Below are 18,440 nucleotides of genomic sequence, written 5' to 3' on the forward strand. Positions count from 1 at the left end.
CTGATGCATCAAGTTCGACAGAAAACATATTTTGTCTCTGATTTTCATTTCGGGGTGCCCGACCATGCCTCGAGCCTGAAGCGCGAACGCTTGCTGGTGCGCTGGTTCGAACAAACCCGCGACAATGCCGCAGCCTATTATCTGATGGGTGATGTGTTCGATTTCTGGTTCGAATACAAAACCGTGGTTCCTAAAGGATTTGTACGTCTGCTGGGGACGATAGCCTCCCTCACCGACCAGGGAATTCCGGTGCACGTTTTCCGTGGCAACCACGACATTTGGGCATTCGATTACCTGTCGAAGGAAGCCGGGGTGGTGCTTCACCGCAAGCCCATGATCGTACAAATCGGCGGAAAAAACTTTTTCCTGGCACATGGCGATGGCCTGGGACCGGGCGATACAGGCTACAAGCTGATGAAAAAAATCTTCGAAAACAGGGTCAACCAGTGGCTGTTCCGCTGGTTGCACCCCGACATCGGCACCACCATGGGCCTGTATTTCTCGCGCAGAAGCAGGATAGCAAACATTGCCCGCGAACAAAAAGAAACCGGGCCACTGGTGGTCGAAAACGAAATGCTGTACGCCTATTGCCTGCGCAAACTGCAATCGCAGCCCGAAATTGACTATTTCATCTTCGGACACCGCCACAATCCGCTGATTCATCCATTGAACGAAAAATCACGCATGGTCATCCTTGGCGACTGGGTGAACCACTACACATACGCAGAATTTGACGGCAATAAGCTGGAACTCCTTTATTATAACGACATGGTTTAGACCGGCCTAAAAGGGAAACGTGCAGGGTCAACTTCTGCATCTATGCCGGATTTACCTTCCATAAGCTCAGCAAGATAACGGGCCAGAGGCGGGGCAAGCAACCCCCCACGGGAACCTAAACCATTGAAAACAAACATATTACCTACTGCCGGCAAAGCGCCTACAACGGGTCTTCTGTCGGCCATGGCCGGTCGCACACCAGCAGTATGCTGCACTACTTCGACCGGTTGACTGATCACTGTCCTGAGTTGTTGCAACAACTTCTCTGCCATTTCCGGACGGGGCACCTCGTCAGTAAACTCCCACACATAGGTGGAACCCAGCCTGAACATTTCGTCGCCCAATGGCACCAGAAAGAAATTTTTATTCAGTATGTATTCTGTTCTGAAACCGGGGATTCGAACGAGGAGCACATCGCCTTTCACCGGCCGGAAGGGGATAAAAGTCAACCAGGGATTGTCAACCGCACGGTAACCCTCGCAAAAGACAACTTTGCTGTAGGCTTTTTCAAGAAACATATAAACGCCATCCCTGGACTCAATTTGATTGTGACTCCAGCGGAACTCAGATATCAGTCCTCTGGCCGACAACAACTCACGCACTTTTGCCACAAACGCTGCCGTGTCGAGCCATGCAGCGGCCTGCACCACCCCAGCTCCAAATGGCAGCTCCGCTCCGGCCAAAGATGCGATAGGCTCTTTTTGCATGAAATGGTCAAAGGGTGAGGTTGAGGCCTTTTTTTCCCACATGGCCTGCTCGTCTTGCCCAAAAATCCGGAGCAGGGGCACCTCGTGCAGGATGCGACAATGCTGCTTTTGCTGAAACTGCCGGTAGAAATGTTTGCTGAAGTCGAGGTAATCCACTGCCCGCCAGCTCAGGGTGTAATATCTGAATATCAATGTATTAAGAATTCCTGCAGCCACCTTTGATGACATACTAAGCGTGGGATGATCCACCACATGAAACGGTAACCCACGGCCAAGCAACTCCAGTGCCAGGCAGCTTCCGGCCATTCCCTGGCCCAGGATCAGCACCGGGAGTTCATTCATTGTCTCAGGCATAAAGCTTTACAAGTTCTGCAAGGCGGCTGGCATAACCCATTTCGTTGTCGTACCAGGCCACCACTTTCACAAGACGTTGGTCTTCGCCCAGCACAACCGTTAGCCTTGCGTCGAAAACAGCGGAGTGTGTGTTGCCGATTACATCGACCGATACAATCGGGTGATCGGTATATTCGAGTATTCCTTTGAGTTCGCCCTCGGCTGCATCGCGAAATGCCCTGTTGATCGCCTCAATATCAGCAGGCTGGCGGAGTGTGCAAGTCAGATCGGTGAGCGAGCCGTCGGGTACAGGCACCCGGATGCCAGCGCCTCCAAGTTTCCCCCTGAGATGGGGAAAGATTCTGGTGGCAGCTTTGGCCGCTCCGGTGGTGGTTGGCACAATCGAAGTTGCAGCAGCCCTGCCCTTTCGCCAGTCTTTATGCGGACCATCCACCAGCAGCTGGTCTCTGGTATAGGAATGCACGGTGGTGATAAAACCTTCGCGTATGCCCCAGATGCGGTCGAGGATCATGATGAGAGGCGCCACATTGTTGGTGGTGCAGCTGGCGTTCGAGATTATCCTTGCTGATTTGTCGAGGGTGTGATGGTTGACACCAATCACGTAAAAAGGCACGCGTTGATCCTCGTCGGATGCAGGCGCACTGATGATCACTTTCCGGGCTCCGGCTTTGAGGTGTTGCGCGGCCTGATCATGCGCTGTGAACATGCCGGTTGATTCGATCACGATATCAATCCCAAGCTCTTTCCAGGGGAGTTTGAGCGGGTCGGGCTGGGTGAGTACCAAAACTCTCCGGCCGCTGCAACACATGGCTTCGTTGTCGTTTTCGAGTGGAAAAGGAAAACGGCCGTGCACCGAATCGTATCGCAGCAGATGCGTCAAGGTGTGTACATCCGCCAGGTCATTTATTGCAACAATCTCAATTTCAGAATGTTGCATCATACACCTGAAAGCAATGCGACCGATCCGGCCAAATCCGTTGATGGCGACTTTTATCATGACAATCCGAGGGAAATTTTGATGCAAGTTTACCGAATTTTTATGCTGGTCTTTTTGCCAGGCAGCGCTCCGGCCGGGTCTTTCCAAGCCCAATATGATTATTTTTGCTTTCTGCAAACTGAAGCTTGATGCCCCGGGCTATACTTTATGTAGTTTCATTTCTTCTGATTACCTCACTCCGCGTTGATGCACAGGTGGTTGAGCCGGCGCGCCTCGAACTTCCCGCACGCATCGACCAGCCTTCATACTATGTTGAGCCCCTTGGCGAAAAAGGCGTGCTTGTTTTCTACGAAAGCACCGAAACAGAGGAAAGCAGGCGCAAGTGGTATTTCAGCCTGGTGGATACCAGTTTGAAGGAAAAATGGTTGCAGTATGTGTTGTTGACCGACGGACTCGTACATCTGGCCACGCAATCGGATCAGAATCAGGTGGTCATGTTTTTTGGTCGCAGCGAGGGGAAGCGGCAAAATCAGAACACTTATGAACTGTTGCGCGTTGACCTTGGCACGGGCGTTATTGTACGATTCACCGGTCAGCTGCCCGACCGGGCCGAGCTCAGCAGCATGGCTGCACTGGGACAGGATGTGTTGCTTGGACTCAACCTGCCCGGCTACAATGCCGATTTGCTCCGCTTCAGCATGTCGGACGGAAGCATGCAGAGTTTACCCTTGGCCGGCGGAAGCCAGGCATGGGTGCAGGAAATTAAAGCCAAACCCTGGTCAGGCACTTATGTGATGGCCATTCGCCGGTTCGAACGCAACAGGCTCGTCGAAGACCTGTTTGTGGAGATCGACCGTCAGGGCAACGAGCTTAACCGATGGAGGTTTTCCGACGAAGACCATTTCCTATTAACAGTGAGCATGCTTCCGGAGGAAAATGCACTGGTGGTGAGCGGCACCTTCGACACCGACCGCCGCCGAATCAGCGCGCGCGAGCTCACCTCGATGGGTGAAGCAGGCGATGCCAAAGGCTTTTATTTTCTCAGGTTTCAGCCCGAAGCACCTTACAATGCCTCGTTCTGGCGCTTCGAAAACTTTACCAACCTCATCCGCAACCTGCCACCTGATATGGTGCTGCGCAACATCCGAAGCCGCAATTACCGCTACCGCATGGCAGAACCTGACCTTCGCATCGCCTTGCAGTTTTTTGCCGGCCAGTTGCTTAAAGTGGGCGACAAATATGTCTATTCGGCTGAAGCATTCCGGCCGCAATACCGGCTCGAGACGAGAATGGATTACGACTTTTACGGCCGGCTCGTTCCCTACACCTACAGTGTGTTCGAAGGTTATCAGGTTTTTGCCGGGCTGGCCGCGGCCTTTACCCCCGAAGGACATCTGACCTGGAGCCACAACCTCGAGCTCCGTCAGGTGGTTGTGCCCGCTGTACGCAGCATGGTCAGCGTAACAGTTGACGACCAGACCCTGGTGATGGCAAGCATTCAGCAAGCTGTGCTGACCAGTAAAATCATCGACAACAACGGACAACAGCTCGGGCAGACCGAACAATCGCGCATCGAACCCATCTATGCCGCCGATCGCGTGCTGGAAGAACGTTTCAGCAAGCTAAACCACTGGTATGCAAACTATTATCTGGCAACAGGGTATCAACGCATCAGCAACAACAGGCTGCGCTCCAACAACCCACGCACCGTATTCTATCTTCAGAAACTTGTGCTGGAATAAATGCTCCAGTTTAAAATGCAACCATTGGATGTTCTGATACATCAAAAGCATTTAAATCTCACTTGTTGTTGCATTCTACTACTTAATTACCGACACAAACTCCCCGAAATGCCTGATCACCTGTTCCGTTTTGTGAACCTGCTCGAATATCACACCCGAAAAAAGGGGCTGCACAGCCTGCATTCTCCCTTTGTTTATAAGCTGGCTACCGAAGTGCTCAGAAGTCGCGAGGCACACCCTTCGTTCGACCTGATTAAAAAAGCCAGACGCTTGATGCTCAGCAACCGCAATGTGATTGAGACAGTGGATTTTGGGGCAAATGCAGGAAACAGCGACTTCAAAACCTACCGGATCAGGGTAAACAAACTTGCAAAAAAAAGGATAAGTGGCCATAAGGAGATGGAAATCCTGAACAGGCTGGCCAGGTACATGGAGGCAAAACACATCCTTGAGTTTGGCACCTCTACCGGCCTGAGCAGCGTGGCCCTGGCCACGTCGCACTCTCAGGCTCACCTCACCACGATGGAAGGTTGCGCCTCGGTGGCTTCAGTGGCGCAGGCGGTTTTCGAGAAACTGGGGATCAGCAACATAGAGCTTGAGATCGGCAATTTCAATAGCTTATTGCCTATCGTTCTGCAAAAATTGCCCCGGCTGGATATGGTGTTTTTCGACGGCAACCACCGCAAACAAGCGACTATCAACTATTTCCACCACTGCCTGACCAAGGCGCACCCCGGAAGTGTGTTCGTGTTCGACGATATCCGCTGGTCGGCCGAGATGTATGAAGCCTGGAAGGAAATTGCTGCAGCGCCTGAGGTTTCGGTGAGCATCGAACTAAAAAAGCTGGGGATTGTTTTTTTCAGGCAGGGGATCGAAAAACAGCATTTTGTGCTGTCATAAAAGTATCTTTGCCCCTGCCTTAATCCGGATACAATTATGCCAGACGAAGTAATCAGGCTCAGAGGAATTTCGCGTCACTACAAAGTTGGGTCGGAAGTTGTGAAAGCACTGCGTTCGATCGACCTCGACATCAAACGCAATGAATATGTAGCGCTAATGGGGCCGTCAGGTTCGGGCAAGTCCACCCTCATGAACCTTATTGGTTGCCTCGACACCCCAACCTCGGGCTGTTACTGGCTGAATGGCAAAGATGTAAGCGGCCTCGACGATAACGAGCTGGCGGAGATAAGGAACAAGGAAATTGGATTTATCTTTCAGACTTTCAACCTGTTGCCAAGGTCAACTGCCCTGGAAAACGTCATGCTTCCGCTGGTTTATGCGGGTGTGAGCAAAGCCGAGCGCATTGCACGGGCCGAAAAAGTGCTTGCCGACGTGCAGCTGAGCGACCGCACCCACCACAAGCCAAACGAATTATCCGGAGGACAAAGGCAACGCGTGGCTATTGCACGGGCATTGGTCAACCAACCCTCCATCCTGCTGGCCGACGAACCGACCGGTAACCTGGACAGCAAAACCTCGATCGAAATCATGGCCTTACTTGAAGAAATCCACCGCAAAGGCAACACCATCATCCTGGTCACCCACGAAGAAGACATCGCCAAACATGCCCACCGTATTGTGCGCCTGCGCGATGGCAACATCGAATCGGATGAAATTAACCCCGACATCATCAGGGTAAGCAGAACCGTTACCGCCTGAACGGAACTTTTTTTGCCAATGGTTGTTTATTCAGCAATCACTTAGCACATGAAAATTTACACCAAGACTGGCGACAAAGGCCAAACCTCACTTATAGGCGGCACACGCGTACCAAAATACCATGAACGCATCGAGGCTTACGGAACAGTTGACGAGCTCAATGCCTTTATCGGACTATTGCGCGATTACCTCGAGTCCGGCGACCCTAACAGGGATGTGTTGCTCAACATACAGGAAAAACTTTTCCGGATTGAAGCACATCTGGCTGAAGATCCGGCAGGTGTGAAGACCAGGATGATGCCTTCGCTCACCGATGCGGATGTGCAGGTACTCGAGCAGGAGATGGACCGCATGAACGAGCGCCTGCCTGAGCTTAGCAATTTCATCCTGCCAGGTGGGCACAAGGTTGTTTCGTATTGCCATGTTGCCCGCACGGTGTGCCGCAGGGCCGAACGTATTTGCACGCGACTGGCCGCGTATAACGAAGTAGATGATCTCGACCTGAAGTATCTCAACAGGTTGTCGGACTACTTCTTTATGCTCGGACGACACTACAGCCAATATTACGGGGTGGATGAAATAATCTGGAAAACAAGAGATTAGACTGTTTTCTTAAATAAATTCAATCCACTTGACAAGCGCTGAAAATAATATACTTTTGCAAAAATTTTCACTAAACCCCTAAGCGATGTACTGGACACTGGAATTAGCTTCAAAACTTGAAGATGCTCCCTGGCCTGCAACCAAGGAGGAGCTGCTGGAGTGGGCCATCCGAACCGGCGTGCCCAAGGAAGTCATCGAGAATCTTGAAGAAATTGAAGATGAGGGTGAAGTATATGAAGGCATAGAAGACATCTGGCCGGATTATCCCACCAAAGAGGACTTTTTCTTCCACGAAGACGAATACTAAAATCGAACCGGCGCCTCGCCGGTTTTTTCCTGACTTCCGCAAATTAACACCCTATATCAAAGATTTGGGCCAGTTTCATTTGCTCTTCGGTCAGCAGTAGGATTTTCTTGATTTTTTCTTTTTGTTTTGGGGTGGTAATTTCGATTTCGTAAATGCTTTGTGCGATTTCAATTACTTTTTCTGCTGAGAGATCTGAACATTTCTCTTTTAACTGTCTTTCAAGCTCTTTGAAAACTTTATATGCCACAAAATTCAGGCAGATGTGTGCTTCAATCCTTCTTTGCTTATAGTGGAAGATTGGTCTGATTTTCAGATCTGTTTTAGCAATTCTGAAAGCACGCTCAATTAGCCACAGTTGGTTGTAGTTTTCAAGTATTTCCTCTTTGGGCAGGGTAGAATTGGTCAAGTATCCCTTTAAGCCATCCCATCTTTGGTCTTGCTGTATCTTTTGCTGATCAATGCGAACTTGAACTTGCCCATCTATTTCCAGGAATTTGTTGTAGCCTCGATTGTTGATAGCTGCTTTTGTAAGCCTGCCTGTCTTGATTGCTTTTTCTAATCGTTTAAGCCCCTTTTCCCGGTTGTATTTATCTTTTTCTGCTCTTTGATGGGAGTAGTTGACTAAAAGCCTGAACCCTTCTTTCTCAATGACTATTGTGTCACCATCATTAAAAGTATGGCTGCAGATCTTTTCTTTTATCCACTGAGCTTCATTTTGATCCTTGCTCCTAAAATAAAATCATGTCCGTTGACTGTAAGCTCTTCAATGTTAGATTGCGACAGCAAACCTGAATCAGCTACAACAGTCAGTTTTTCGATGTTATACTTTTGCTTGAACCCATTGATAACGGGTAACATGGTATGCCCTTCGAATTTTTTCCATCAAAAACATCGTAAGCCAAAGGATAGCCTCCTTGACTGACAAGCAGCCCTAAAACAATTTGTGGATTTTGATGCCTTCCTTCTTTCGAAAATCCCGTGCGCCGAAAATCATCTTCACCGTCGGTCTCAAAATAAATCGTCGTTACATCATAAAACACCACTTGAACCCTTTGGGCAAGTATACGCATCGTGTGCTTATAGCTGATTTGCTGAACAAGCTCCTTCTGAGTGTTATAAAGCTTGTCCATGTATCGATAAATATTGTCCTCCGAAATGGATTTCTGGGCATACCGGTAAAGGTATTCTGTTGTCTTTAATTTACTCCTGGGATAAACCAACCTGTACAAAACCAAGTATTTAAACAACGGATCAATGACCTGATTAAAACCAATCTCATCAAATATCTTTCCCAGAATCAGATCGATACCAACAAGCTTGTGGGATGTGATAGCGTCGAGCAGACCCGCATAAACGGCTCTCTCCTGGTCAAAGTCAAACTCCGCTAACGACTGATACTCTTTAATCCATTGTTGAGCCCGTCTTACCAGAGCCTCTAAAGCATCCTCATCAGTGGCAGCCCCAAAACTCTTCCTAACTTTATACTTGCGGTTGAGCTTCTCAACTACTTGTACATAGATCCTGCCGCTTTTATGCTTTAGCTTCCTGACAAACACCCGCAAATATCATAACAAAAACCAAATTAACACCCAAAATTCCAAACACCCAATTTTTAAAACACAGACATACAACAACTTACAATGCAAAATTCAAAAATTCAAAAAAGTCTGCGGAAGTCAGGAGATTAGACTGTTTTCTTAAATAAATTCAATCCACTTGACAAGCGCTGAAAATAATATACTTTTGCAAAAATTTTCACTAAACCCCTAAGCGATGTACTGGACACTGGAATTAGCTTCAAAACTTGAAGATGCTCCCTGGCCTGCAACCAAGGAGGAGCTGCTGGAGTGGGCCATCCGAACCGGCGTGCCCAAGGAAGTCATCGAGAATCTTGAAGAAATTGAAGATGAGGGTGAAGTATATGAAGGCATAGAAGACATCTGGCCGGATTATCCCACCAAAGAGGACTTTTTCTTCCACGAAGACGAATACTAAAATCGAACCGGCGCCTCGCCGGTTTTTTATTTCCTGAAGAAGCTGAAGTTGACCTTGCTGTAGTGGCGATGGTCAAAAAATCCGGGTACATCATTGAAGGCCACCGAGGAGGGATGCTCAATCACCAGCAAGCCGCCATTGGCCAGCAGGTTGGCACTGAGGATGATCTGTGGCAGCAACAGGAACCGTTCGGGGTCCATGTCGTAAGGCGGATCGGCAAAAATCAGGTGGAAAGGCCTGAGAGGCTGAGTAAGCCATCGAAATACATCGGCTCGTATCGCACTGAGCTCCTGCATATTAAATTGCCTGGCGGTGTCGGTTATGAAACGCACACAACGCGGGTTTTCGTCCACCGCAGTCACGCTTGCGCATCCCCTCGAAACGAGTTCGTAGGCGATGCTCCCGGTGCCGGAGAAAAGGTCGAGGGCGCGCAGGCCTTCCAATCCAATCAGATTGTCCAGGATGTTGAACAAGCTTTCTTTGGCAAGGTCGGTGGTCGGGCGCACGGGCAAGCCTGCGGGTACCCTGATGATGCGTCGTTGAAATTTACCCCTTATAATGCGCATTGCAAGGCAGAGAAGAGCAGGTAAAACTGGTGAAGCTGAATATCTTCGAGCACATAGCTGTATTCGAAAGCCGGATTGGGGGCAGCAAACTGCACATTGCGCACATACTTCCAGACTGCTTCATAAACCGGGTGATCGGGCGTGATATTGCCCATCAGCCGGAGCTGGGTGGTTTCGGGATTCAGGCCCTGCTGGTCGAACGAGAAGAGCAGGAAATAGAGGAAGTCTTCAGGATTTCTGGCTTTGAAATAATTGTAAAACAGCAATTTATCACCTGTAGTCGTGACAAGGTCAAAACCATTAGAACGCACATGGCCAAAAGCTTCAGGTTCGGGAGTCTGGTTTCTGTTGGCAACAAGAAGCGATTCGATGAGTGCGGAACTCAGGTGAACGATTCTGGCATTGGCCCAGACTTCCTTTATTTTGTGGACCAGCACATGCGCAAGGTAATACACATTCCATGCTCCTGCCGATTTCAATTCGTCGGCCACCACCCGCGAGTTGTCGCGATATGGTTGCATAAAGGCAAGATAAGCCGCCTTTTCCCTGTCGTCGAACAAAGGCGCAGGCACCAGGGTGTTGTGGGTGTGGTCGATAAGCACCAGGACCGACTGAAATGGATAGGCCAGCCATGGTTTTTGCATGATTGCTTCGTCGATGCCCGAGGCAATGCGCACATCGGTATCGGCTTTCAGAAAGCTCCAGCTTTCGAGGGCAATGTAGCGCTGTTTTTCGTTGCTGAACAGCACAAAAGAAAGACCATCCGCTCCTATGCGGATGGTCAGGTGATACTGTCGTGAGTGGTCTTCACGGGAAGGCCTTGTCGAACCTGCTGAGCGTAGGTCTTGCCGCGATGATCATCCCGGATTAGGTTACTCCCAGTTGCCGTTTACGGTAGGCTCGGTGAGCGAACCCACTTTCAGGCCGGGATATTTTTCGAGGCTTTTCTCTGCAGCAATCAGGTTGCGAATACGTTGTTCATCCAGTCCTTTGAGATAAACCTCATAAGGAACCTTTGCTTCGAACACACTCACCTTCACACCACCTCGCTCGATTTCGCCCGCATCCATTTCGATTTTTGCACCATCAGTAAATGGAACAAAAGCTAGCCGCTTCATATCAAAATTGCGGCGCTTGCCGAACAGGGAGTCGATAACTTTGACATATCCGAGTGTATCGGAAATGGTCAATGTGAAGGTGGTATCATTCGGGTCGGGAATAATTTTCACCACCGGAATCTCACCGTAGGCTGCATAAGCAATGAGCGAGTCGAAACTTGCTGTATATGAGCCTTTTGCGTTTTTGTAATAGATCTGCAGGTCACGAATATCCTTCAGCCTCTGGATGATTTCCACATCGCGGTGGCGTTTTTCTTTGAGGAACTCGATGGGCTGCATGATGCTGTCGTAAACGAGGTAAGCCAGCACAACAATAACGACAGCCAAAACGATCTTTAGTATGTTAAGCTTCATAACATTTGGTTTTCACAGGCAAAAGTAGGTTTTTTCGCCAAACTTTCGCCGGAGTTTGAAACTTTATTGCTACTCAATTAACAGCTTAATAATTTTTGAACAATTGCTCGAGTATGGGTAGCAGAAGCCGTGGTTTGATGGGCTTGGCCACATAGCCATCGCATCCTGCTGCGAAGCAGGCTTCTTTCTCGTTAGCCATGGCGTAGGCTGTGTGAGCTATAACAGGCAGTTCAGGACGGATCTGCTTGATCTGACGTGTGGCATCCAGGCCGTTGATTCCCGGCAGCTGTATATCCATTAGCACCAGGTCAATATCCCCCTGACGGGCACAGATGTTGACCGCTTCCTCGCCCGAAATTGTCTGTATTACAATGGCTCCAGCTCCCTCTAGTATAATTTTGAGCAGTTCGGAATTTGATTGGGTATCCTCAACTACAAGAATCTTTTTTCCTTTGAGTTTTGTTACTTTCTCAACCTCTTTTACTACCGGACGAATTGCTGCCTGTTCCTGGAATTCTGGCTGAAACACAAGCTCGAAACGAGTGCCCTTTCCGGCAGAGGAGCGCATATCAAGCCGGACACCCATGATAAGCGCAAGTTTCCGGGCGATGCTCAGTCCAAGACCGGCACCGGAATGAAGTGGTTCGCCAGCTGAATAGCGGAAGAAAGGTTCAAACACCTTTGTCGAAAGCTCCTGAGGGATGCCCGGACCGGAATCTTCGACAAAGGCCAGGATATTGCGCTGCTGGCCATCGCCGGAAATTTCGTAGCCGAGGGTGATTGTTCCCTGCTTTGTAAAGCGCAGGGCATTGTCGGCCAACACATCGAGCAGATGCTGCCATTTTTCTTCATCGCCTGAAACAACGCAAGGGCCTTGAGGAATGCTCAGCTTCACCTGCAGCTGATGTTTTCCCAGCTCGATGGCCCGGCTGATAAGCCGGGCGTGGAGGGTTGTAAATATCTCCCTGAAATTGAACGCGTTGACGGCAAGCGGCACATCGCCCAGGTGAAGCGAAGAAAACAGCACAAGCTCTTCGGTTAGCCTGAGCAGGGTTGAGCTGTTGCGCTGGATGATGCGTGCGTACTGACGACGTTTGGCCTGATCGGTTTCATCTTCTGTCAGCATATCGCTGAAGCCTACGATGGCGTTCAAAGGGGTGCGCAATTCATGCGAAATTACCGACAATGCTTCATGCAAGTATTGCTGCCTACTTTGGGGACTAAATTGTTCATTGTCCGCCGGAATGGCATAAATCACCAGGAACTTAGGCTCACCGTTTTGTTCAAAAACCGGCACCCTGATAATGCGGAATTTCCCCAGGTCCTCCCCTTCCTCTGCATGCAGGTGTTCGAGCGTAATAGTAGTTTTACCTTTCATCCAGGTGAGCTCCTCGGCCACCTCGAGCATGCGAAGCAATTCGGGGGTGCGTATGGTTGCCGCCATGAGTTGCTCCCGAGTGCACTGGTTCAGTTTACCTTCGGGCACACCGAGCAGATGACACATTCCGGAGTTGCCTGTGATCCAGAAACTATCTTTTCGCTTAATGCCCAATGGGTTAGGATAGGAATTGACCAAATATTCAAAATGTTCTCGCAATTCGAGGTTGGTGCGGCTTAACTGACTTACTTGGTCTTTAAGCTCATCCATCTGAGACAGGCGCTCCTGCATCATCTCTTTCTCGTTTTCCAGCACCTGGATCCTGCGTCTTTTTTTCAGAGTCCGGATCAACAAGACTAAAATTGCGGTCAGCGACAAACCGAGTAAAATCCAGAGACTAAGGTTTGTCCTCTGTGTGGATGATGCTCTTTGTGAAAGCACATGATTGGCCATCCTGAGCGAATCGGCCAGCGTGTTAAGGTTTGCCAGATTGAAATGCAACTCGATGATGTTGTTTTTCAGAGAGTCGTTTTCATCGCGCACCAGATCGGTTTCTTCGGCATATTCATTCAAAAGCTTGTATGCGGACCTGAAATCGCTTCGCAAGGCAAACATCTGAGCAAGTTCGTGCAATATTTTGAGTCGCAGCACGGCATCGTTTCCCTTGCCCACATTGTCGAGTGCCTGCTGATAATAGGAGAAGGCCAGTTCGTTGAGTCCTTTCATTTTGTAGGCCCTGGCCATTCCCAGGTAGAGTTTTGAAAGGTTCAGGCTCATGTCGCGCGAAGCCAGCCTGGCTGCCTCGAAGTAACGCAAAGCGCTGTCGGGCTGGTTCTGGCTCATCCAGAAAGTTCCGAAATTGATATTGACACCGGCAGCCAGCTGCTGGTTTCCAAGATTGCGTGCTTTGAAGAGTGCTTTACGGTAGGCCTCTTCCGCTTTCACCGGCTGTGCACTGAGTTCGTAAACCGTGGCTATGTTCCCCAGCGTATTCACCAATTCCTCATCAAAACTATGTTGCTCGGCAATCTGAATCGCCTTGTTGTAGTAGTACATGGCCGTATTGTAATCGCGGAGGTATTGGTAAAGCGAGCCGATGTTGTTGTTGATGATGATTGAGCCCCTGATGTTGTTTTGTGCCTGGTAAATAGTCCGGGCTTTGAGGTATTCGTCGATAGCACGCTGGAACAAGCTGAGTTGGGTGTACGCAGCACCTTTGTTGTTGTAAATGCGTGCCTGTTCGATGGAGTCGTTTAGCCGAATAAAATAGTATAGCGCTGAATCGTAATGCTTTAATGAACTATTGAAATCCGACAGGTAATAATAAGAGATGCCGCTGAACCGGTGTGCTTTAGCTTTGAGGCTGTCGATGCCGGCAGCTCTGGCCATGCCAAGGGCCTCGAGTGCCTTTTCATTGGCCTTGTGGTTGTTGCTGCCAAGAAAACCTCTCGAAACCACAATCAGGTCTCTGATCTGATCGATGTCGGGTCGGGCTTGCGCATGCAACGTGGAAGCAGGATTGTGAAAACAAATCATGAGCAGTGCAACCACGGCAGCCCGTATTCGTGCAGCTGCAGTACAAATGAAACAAGACGTTGGCAAATCATTCATACGCAGGCATTTTATCAAGAAACAGAAAACTTTCACCGTTTTGGCCAAGCTTAGCGCAATATTGTTCTATTCCATTGGTAATCAATACATATTGCACCGGAAGCAAAAGACTGTAGGCGATGACCTGATCAAGGGTTGACTGGTTGAGGCGTACCCCTGCAGCTTTGCATTCCACCATCATCCAGGGTTGGGTGCTGGACGAGAACACCAGCAAGTCGCAGCGACGTTCCAGTTTTTGACCCTTCAGGGTGTATTCGGGCGCAATCCGGCCAGGGGGATACCCGTACTCGGTGACAAGCCGGTGAGCGGTGAGCTGGCGCACCTCTTCCTCGGGGGTGAGCGTCACGTATTTGCGGCGCAAGGGATCGAACACCTCGATGCGGCCACCTTCTGAGCGGGTTTTAAACCAGTTCATGGCATGATGAAAGCCCTTGCAAGTTAAAAAACAATTAATTTACCACTTCAAATGCAGCAAAAGTTAATATGGCATGAGCTTGGAAAGGGCATCGTGGCAATTCTTCAAAAAGGCTAACTTTGTGCGGATATACAATTTCACAAAAGAAATCGAAGGATGAAGACCAAACAAGAGATCGTAGAAAACTGGTTGCCACGCTACACGGGCATGCCGGTGGAAGACTTCGGAAAGTATATCCTGCTCACAAATTTCAATCAGTATCTGGAATTGTTTGCCCATTGGCACAATGTCCCTGTTGTAGGTCATGACCGCCCCATGCCGTGCGCTACCTCGGGCGACATCAGCATTGTCAATTTCAGCATGGGGAGCGCCAATGCAGCCACAATTATGGACCTGCTGAGCGCTGTAGAACCCAAAGCTGTCCTGTTTTTGGGCAAGTGCGGGGGGCTCAAGAAGAAAAACCAGGTGGGCGATTTTATTCTGCCTATTGCAGCCATACGGGGCGAAGGTACGTCGAACGACTATTTCCCCCCTGAGGTGCCCGCACTGCCCGCATTTAGTTTGCAAAAAGCCATCTCGTACAGCATCCGTGAGCATGGCCGGGACTACTGGACCGGAACAGTGTACACCACCAACCGCAGGGTGTGGGAACACGATGAAGAATTCAAGGAATATTTGATCAAAACAAGGAGCATGGCAGTGGATATGGAAACTGCCACCATTTTTATAGTTGGTTTTGCAAACGACATACCCACCGGAGCACTTCTTCTGGTCTCGGACCAACCCATGACCCCGGAAGGCGTAAAAACATCGGACAGCGACCGCAGGGTAAACCAGAAATTTGTCCACGAACACCTGAAGATCGGAATTGAGGCCCTGCAAACCCTGATCAACAATGGCATTACCGTAAAACACCTGCGATTCTGAGCTTGTGACCTACGATCAGATAATCAACGACATACGGAATAAAATCTTCAGACCGGTTTATTTTCTTCAGGGCGAAGAGCCATTCTACATTGACGCCATCACCGAGATGCTCGAGGCCCATGTGGTGGAAGATGGTTTCCGTGATTTTTGCCAAACGGTTGTTTACGGACGCGATGTAAGCCCGAAAGAAGTAGCCTCATTGTGCAAAGCCTATCCGATGATGGGCACCCATCAGCTGGTTGTGGTGCGCGAGGCACAGGACATGGATAAAATTGAAGAGCTTGAAGCTGAGGTTGATCGTTTCCCACCTAGTACCGTGCTGGTTATCAATTACAAATACAAGAAACTCGATGGCCGGAAGTCCTTTGCCAAAAAGGTAGCCCAGAAAGGGGTCTTGTTCGAGTCGAAACGTCCGTACGAAAATCAGATTCCCGACTGGATATCAAAATACCTGAAACAAAAAAACTACACCATTACGCCCACTGCTGCCCAGCTCATGGCCGACTATCTGGGCAACGACCTTTCGAAACTGCGCAACGAGCTCGAAAAACTCATCATTTCCCTCCCCGGCGGTGGCAAGATCGGCGAAAAGGAGGTGGAGACCAACATTGGCATCAGCAAGGATTTCAGCATCTTCGAGTTGCAAAAGGCCCTAGGGCAGCGGAACTTTGAAAAGTCGTTCCGCATTGTGCAGTACTTTGGCGCCAATAGCAAGGAATATCCCCTCATCCGGAGCATCATCCTGCTCTATCAGTTTTTTGGCAAGGTGGTGCGCTATCATCAAACTGCCGACAAAACGCGCAACAATGTAGCCAGTGTGCTTGGGGTAAATCCGTTTTTTGTGGAGGACTATGCCACGGCCGCACGCGCCTATCCACTGCCCAAGGCTTTGGATGCGATACACCTGCTTTTGGAATACGACCTGAAGTCGAAAGGCGTAGGCGTGAATAACCTATCGGATGAGGAGCTTTACAAGGAGCTGATATTCAAGCTTATGAATCTTTAATCAGGCAAAAAGGGCTTCTATTTGTGAAGCATACTTTTGGGTGATGAACGCGCGTTTGAGCTTCAGATTGGCTGTGAGCTCGCCTGTTTGCACCGACCACTCGTGATCAATGAGGTCGAATTTTTTGATTTGCTCGTAATCGCCGAATTGCTTGTTAAGTTCGTCCACCTCAGCTTTGATGCGTTTGCGCACTTCTTTGTGCTGAATCATTTCGCTATCGGTGGTGTAACTGATGCCTTGCTGGCGGCACCAGGCACGCAGGTGCTCGAATGAGGGGGTGATGAGCGCTGCCGCAAATTTCTGGTTTTCGCCCAGCACAATGATGCCATCGATGAAAGGCGATTCTTTAAACTTGTTTTCGATCAGGGCGGGGCTGATGTATTTCCCCATGGAGGTTTTGAAAATTTCTTTTATTCTCCCGGTGATCCGTAGGTGTCCTGTTGGTTCGAGCTGACCTTTGTCGCCGGTATGAAACCATCCCCCGGCATCAATTGCTGCTGCGGTGAGTTCGGGAGCGTTGAAATAGCCTTTCATCACGTTCGGGCCTTTGACGAGTATTTCGCCCTCGTCGGAGATGCGCACGGCGACATCTTTGATGACTTTGCCCACCGTTCCGGGCATCATGCCGTTGGGTTCGAGGGTGTTCACGGCAATCACGGGCGAGGTTTCGGTGAGGCCGTATCCTTCGAGCACCGGAATGCCGGCTGCTGCAAAAATCCGGACAAGACGTGGCTGCAAGGCTGCACCACCCGATACAATTACACGCATTCTGCCGCCCAGGGCTTCCTGCCACTTGCTGAACACAAGCTTCCGCATCAGCCACAACCGCAGCCGGAACCAGAGGCTGTTGCCGGCATACGGATCATACTGCATGCCAAGCTCCACAGCCCGGTGGAACAAGATTCGTTTCAGTCCTTTGAGTTTCTCCCCTTTGGCCATGATTTTGTCGAAAACCTTCTCGAGCAGGCGGGGCACGGTGGTGAGTATTTCGGGAGATACCTCGCGGATGTTGTCGGCAATGGTTCCCATGTTTTCGGCATAATACACCGAAACACCCAGATAATGATAGGTGTAGATATTCATCCGCTCATACACATGGCATAGCGGGAGGTAGCTCACAGCCCTGCATGTCTGATCAACCGGAAAAATATGTTTGACTGCCAGTACATTGCTGAGCAGGTTGGCATGTGTGAGCATCACCCCTTTCGGATTGCCGGTGGTGCCGCTGGTGTAGATCAGGGTGGCCACATCGCCCGGCTTTACTGCACTTTTGCGTTTTTCCAGTTCCTCACGACAGGGGTTCGACCTGCCTTGGTCGATCAGTTCGCTTAGCAGGCTGATGTTTTCGCAGGGGCGAAAGGAATAAACCTTTTCGATGGCAGGCAGTTCCGGCAGGATATCTTTGATCTTGCGATACATATCGCAACCCGAGATAAATACCAGACGCACCCCGGAGTGGCTGAGGATGTAGCGATAGTCGGCTTCGCTGATGGTGGGGTAAATGGGCACGTGAACGGCGCCAATCTGCAGAATGGCCATGTCCACAAAGTTCCATTCGGGCATGCTCACCGCGATGGTTGCTATCTTGTCACCAGGCTGGATGCCCAATCCGATGAGTGCACAGCTGATGGCGTCCACGGCTTCGCGATATTGCTTCAAGCTGTATCCCACCCACTTGCCGTTGACCTTACCGGCCAGCACATCGGTTTTGGGGCGAAAGTTGGCCTCGTAGTAAGGCAATAGGTCAAAGATGCGTTCTACCATTTTGCTCAGATAAGTTTTCGAATGGTTTCAGCCCTGAAAAAACAAGTCGCAAAGGTAGAAAATGAGATTACAACGCAAAAATTTTCCAACTGCCTGATTATAGGCCGCTTTCTTCGAATACCCTCACAAACAGGCAATTTCAAACATGAAGTAACTAATTAATTCCTGCCCGCAATCGAATGCAATTTTGTAAAAAAAAGAGATATTGATCTGACTACCT

At 49.7% G+C, this 18,440-nt stretch carries 17 protein-coding genes and 1 pseudogene; 9 read left to right on the plus strand and 9 right to left on the minus strand.

The annotated features are described in order from the left end of the window. Positions 1-3 precede the first annotated feature (3 nt). Positions 4-777 carry a UDP-2,3-diacylglucosamine diphosphatase gene (locus tag IPM52_06475; protein MBK9291253.1) on the plus strand — a complete coding sequence of 258 codons (774 nt, stop codon included), beginning with the start codon at positions 4-6 and terminating at the stop codon, positions 775-777. Here IPM52_06475 and IPM52_06480 read toward each other — a convergent pair. Then, complete coding sequence (locus IPM52_06480) at positions 774-1,826, minus strand: FAD-binding oxidoreductase (GenBank protein MBK9291254.1); 1,053 nt, start codon at positions 1,824-1,826, stop codon at positions 774-776. The two genes, IPM52_06475 and IPM52_06480, sit on opposite strands and share 4 nt — an antisense overlap. A 4-nt stretch (positions 1,827-1,830) precedes the next feature. Further along, a complete protein-coding gene (gene gap / locus IPM52_06485; GenBank protein MBK9291255.1) occupies positions 1,831-2,835 on the minus strand; it encodes a type I glyceraldehyde-3-phosphate dehydrogenase in 1,005 nt (334 codons plus the stop codon). A gap of 128 nt (positions 2,836-2,963) precedes the next feature. Between gap and IPM52_06490 the strand changes: the two genes are divergently transcribed. From IPM52_06490 to IPM52_06510, 5 genes are all read left to right on the plus strand, one after another. Beyond that, positions 2,964-4,517 carry a hypothetical protein gene (locus IPM52_06490; GenBank protein ID MBK9291256.1) on the plus strand — a complete coding sequence of 518 codons (1,554 nt, stop codon included), beginning with the start codon at positions 2,964-2,966 and terminating at the stop codon, positions 4,515-4,517. Positions 4,518-4,625: 108 nt separating this feature from the next. Beyond that, positions 4,626-5,417, plus strand: a complete 792-nt coding sequence (locus tag IPM52_06495; GenBank protein MBK9291257.1) for a class I SAM-dependent methyltransferase — start codon at positions 4,626-4,628, stop codon at positions 5,415-5,417. Between the two features lie 36 nt (positions 5,418-5,453). Beyond that, entirely contained in the window at positions 5,454-6,176 is a 723-nt protein-coding gene (locus IPM52_06500) for an ABC transporter ATP-binding protein (protein MBK9291258.1), read from the plus strand. A 48-nt stretch (positions 6,177-6,224) separates the two neighbouring features. Further along, on the plus strand, positions 6,225-6,779 hold the full coding sequence (locus IPM52_06505) for a cob(I)yrinic acid a,c-diamide adenosyltransferase (GenBank protein MBK9291259.1): 555 nt from the start codon (positions 6,225-6,227) through the stop codon (positions 6,777-6,779). An 85-nt stretch (positions 6,780-6,864) separates the two neighbouring features. Next, positions 6,865-7,086 (plus strand): DUF2795 domain-containing protein, encoded by a 222-nt coding sequence (locus tag IPM52_06510; protein MBK9291260.1) that lies wholly within the window; start codon positions 6,865-6,867, stop codon positions 7,084-7,086. Between the two features lie 43 nt (positions 7,087-7,129). Here the strand turns inward: IPM52_06510 and IPM52_06515 are convergent. After that, positions 7,130-8,642: pseudogene (locus tag IPM52_06515) on the minus strand (IS1634 family transposase). 217 nt (positions 8,643-8,859) lie between these two features. On the opposite strand from IPM52_06515, the gene IPM52_06520 reads away from it, so the two are divergent. Continuing rightward, positions 8,860-9,081, plus strand: coding sequence for a DUF2795 domain-containing protein (locus tag IPM52_06520; protein ID MBK9291261.1), 222 nt, complete (start codon positions 8,860-8,862; stop codon positions 9,079-9,081). Between the two features lie 26 nt (positions 9,082-9,107). On the opposite strand, the gene IPM52_06525 is transcribed toward IPM52_06520, so the two are convergent. The 5 genes from IPM52_06525 to IPM52_06545 form a co-directional block, all read right to left on the minus strand. After that, positions 9,108-9,647, minus strand: a complete 540-nt coding sequence (locus IPM52_06525) for an RsmD family RNA methyltransferase (protein MBK9291262.1) — start codon at positions 9,645-9,647, stop codon at positions 9,108-9,110. Next, positions 9,635-10,432: a DUF3822 family protein gene (locus tag IPM52_06530; protein MBK9291263.1), complete on the minus strand. Its 798-nt coding sequence runs from the start codon at positions 10,430-10,432 to the stop codon at positions 9,635-9,637. The genes IPM52_06525 and IPM52_06530 overlap by 13 nt, the downstream gene beginning before the upstream one ends. A gap of 87 nt (positions 10,433-10,519) precedes the next feature. After that, positions 10,520-11,119: a hypothetical protein gene (locus IPM52_06535; GenBank protein MBK9291264.1), complete on the minus strand. Its 600-nt coding sequence runs from the start codon at positions 11,117-11,119 to the stop codon at positions 10,520-10,522. Between the two features lie 85 nt (positions 11,120-11,204). Beyond that, positions 11,205-14,048 carry a response regulator gene (locus IPM52_06540; GenBank protein MBK9291265.1) on the minus strand — a complete coding sequence of 948 codons (2,844 nt, stop codon included), beginning with the start codon at positions 14,046-14,048 and terminating at the stop codon, positions 11,205-11,207. Positions 14,049-14,100: 52 nt separating this feature from the next. Continuing rightward, positions 14,101-14,523, minus strand: coding sequence for a type I restriction enzyme HsdR N-terminal domain-containing protein (locus tag IPM52_06545; protein ID MBK9291266.1), 423 nt, complete (start codon positions 14,521-14,523; stop codon positions 14,101-14,103). Between the two features lie 156 nt (positions 14,524-14,679). Here IPM52_06545 and IPM52_06550 point away from each other — a divergent pair, with 156 nt between their 5' ends. Further along, positions 14,680-15,450, plus strand: a complete 771-nt coding sequence (locus IPM52_06550) for an AMP nucleosidase (protein ID MBK9291267.1) — start codon at positions 14,680-14,682, stop codon at positions 15,448-15,450. Between the two features lie 4 nt (positions 15,451-15,454). Next, the gene (gene holA / locus IPM52_06555) at positions 15,455-16,456 is read left to right on the plus strand and encodes a DNA polymerase III subunit delta (protein MBK9291268.1); all 1,002 of its coding nucleotides are present in this window, start codon (positions 15,455-15,457) and stop codon (positions 16,454-16,456) included. Here the strand turns inward: holA and IPM52_06560 are convergent, their stop codons facing one another. Then, positions 16,457-18,220 (minus strand): long-chain fatty acid--CoA ligase, encoded by a 1,764-nt coding sequence (locus tag IPM52_06560; GenBank protein MBK9291269.1) that lies wholly within the window; start codon positions 18,218-18,220, stop codon positions 16,457-16,459. Between the last annotated feature and the right edge of the window lie 220 nt (positions 18,221-18,440).

Source organism: Bacteroidota bacterium (assembly GCA_016715945.1).
Lineage (GTDB): Bacteria > Bacteroidota > Bacteroidia > Bacteroidales > F082 > JALNZU01.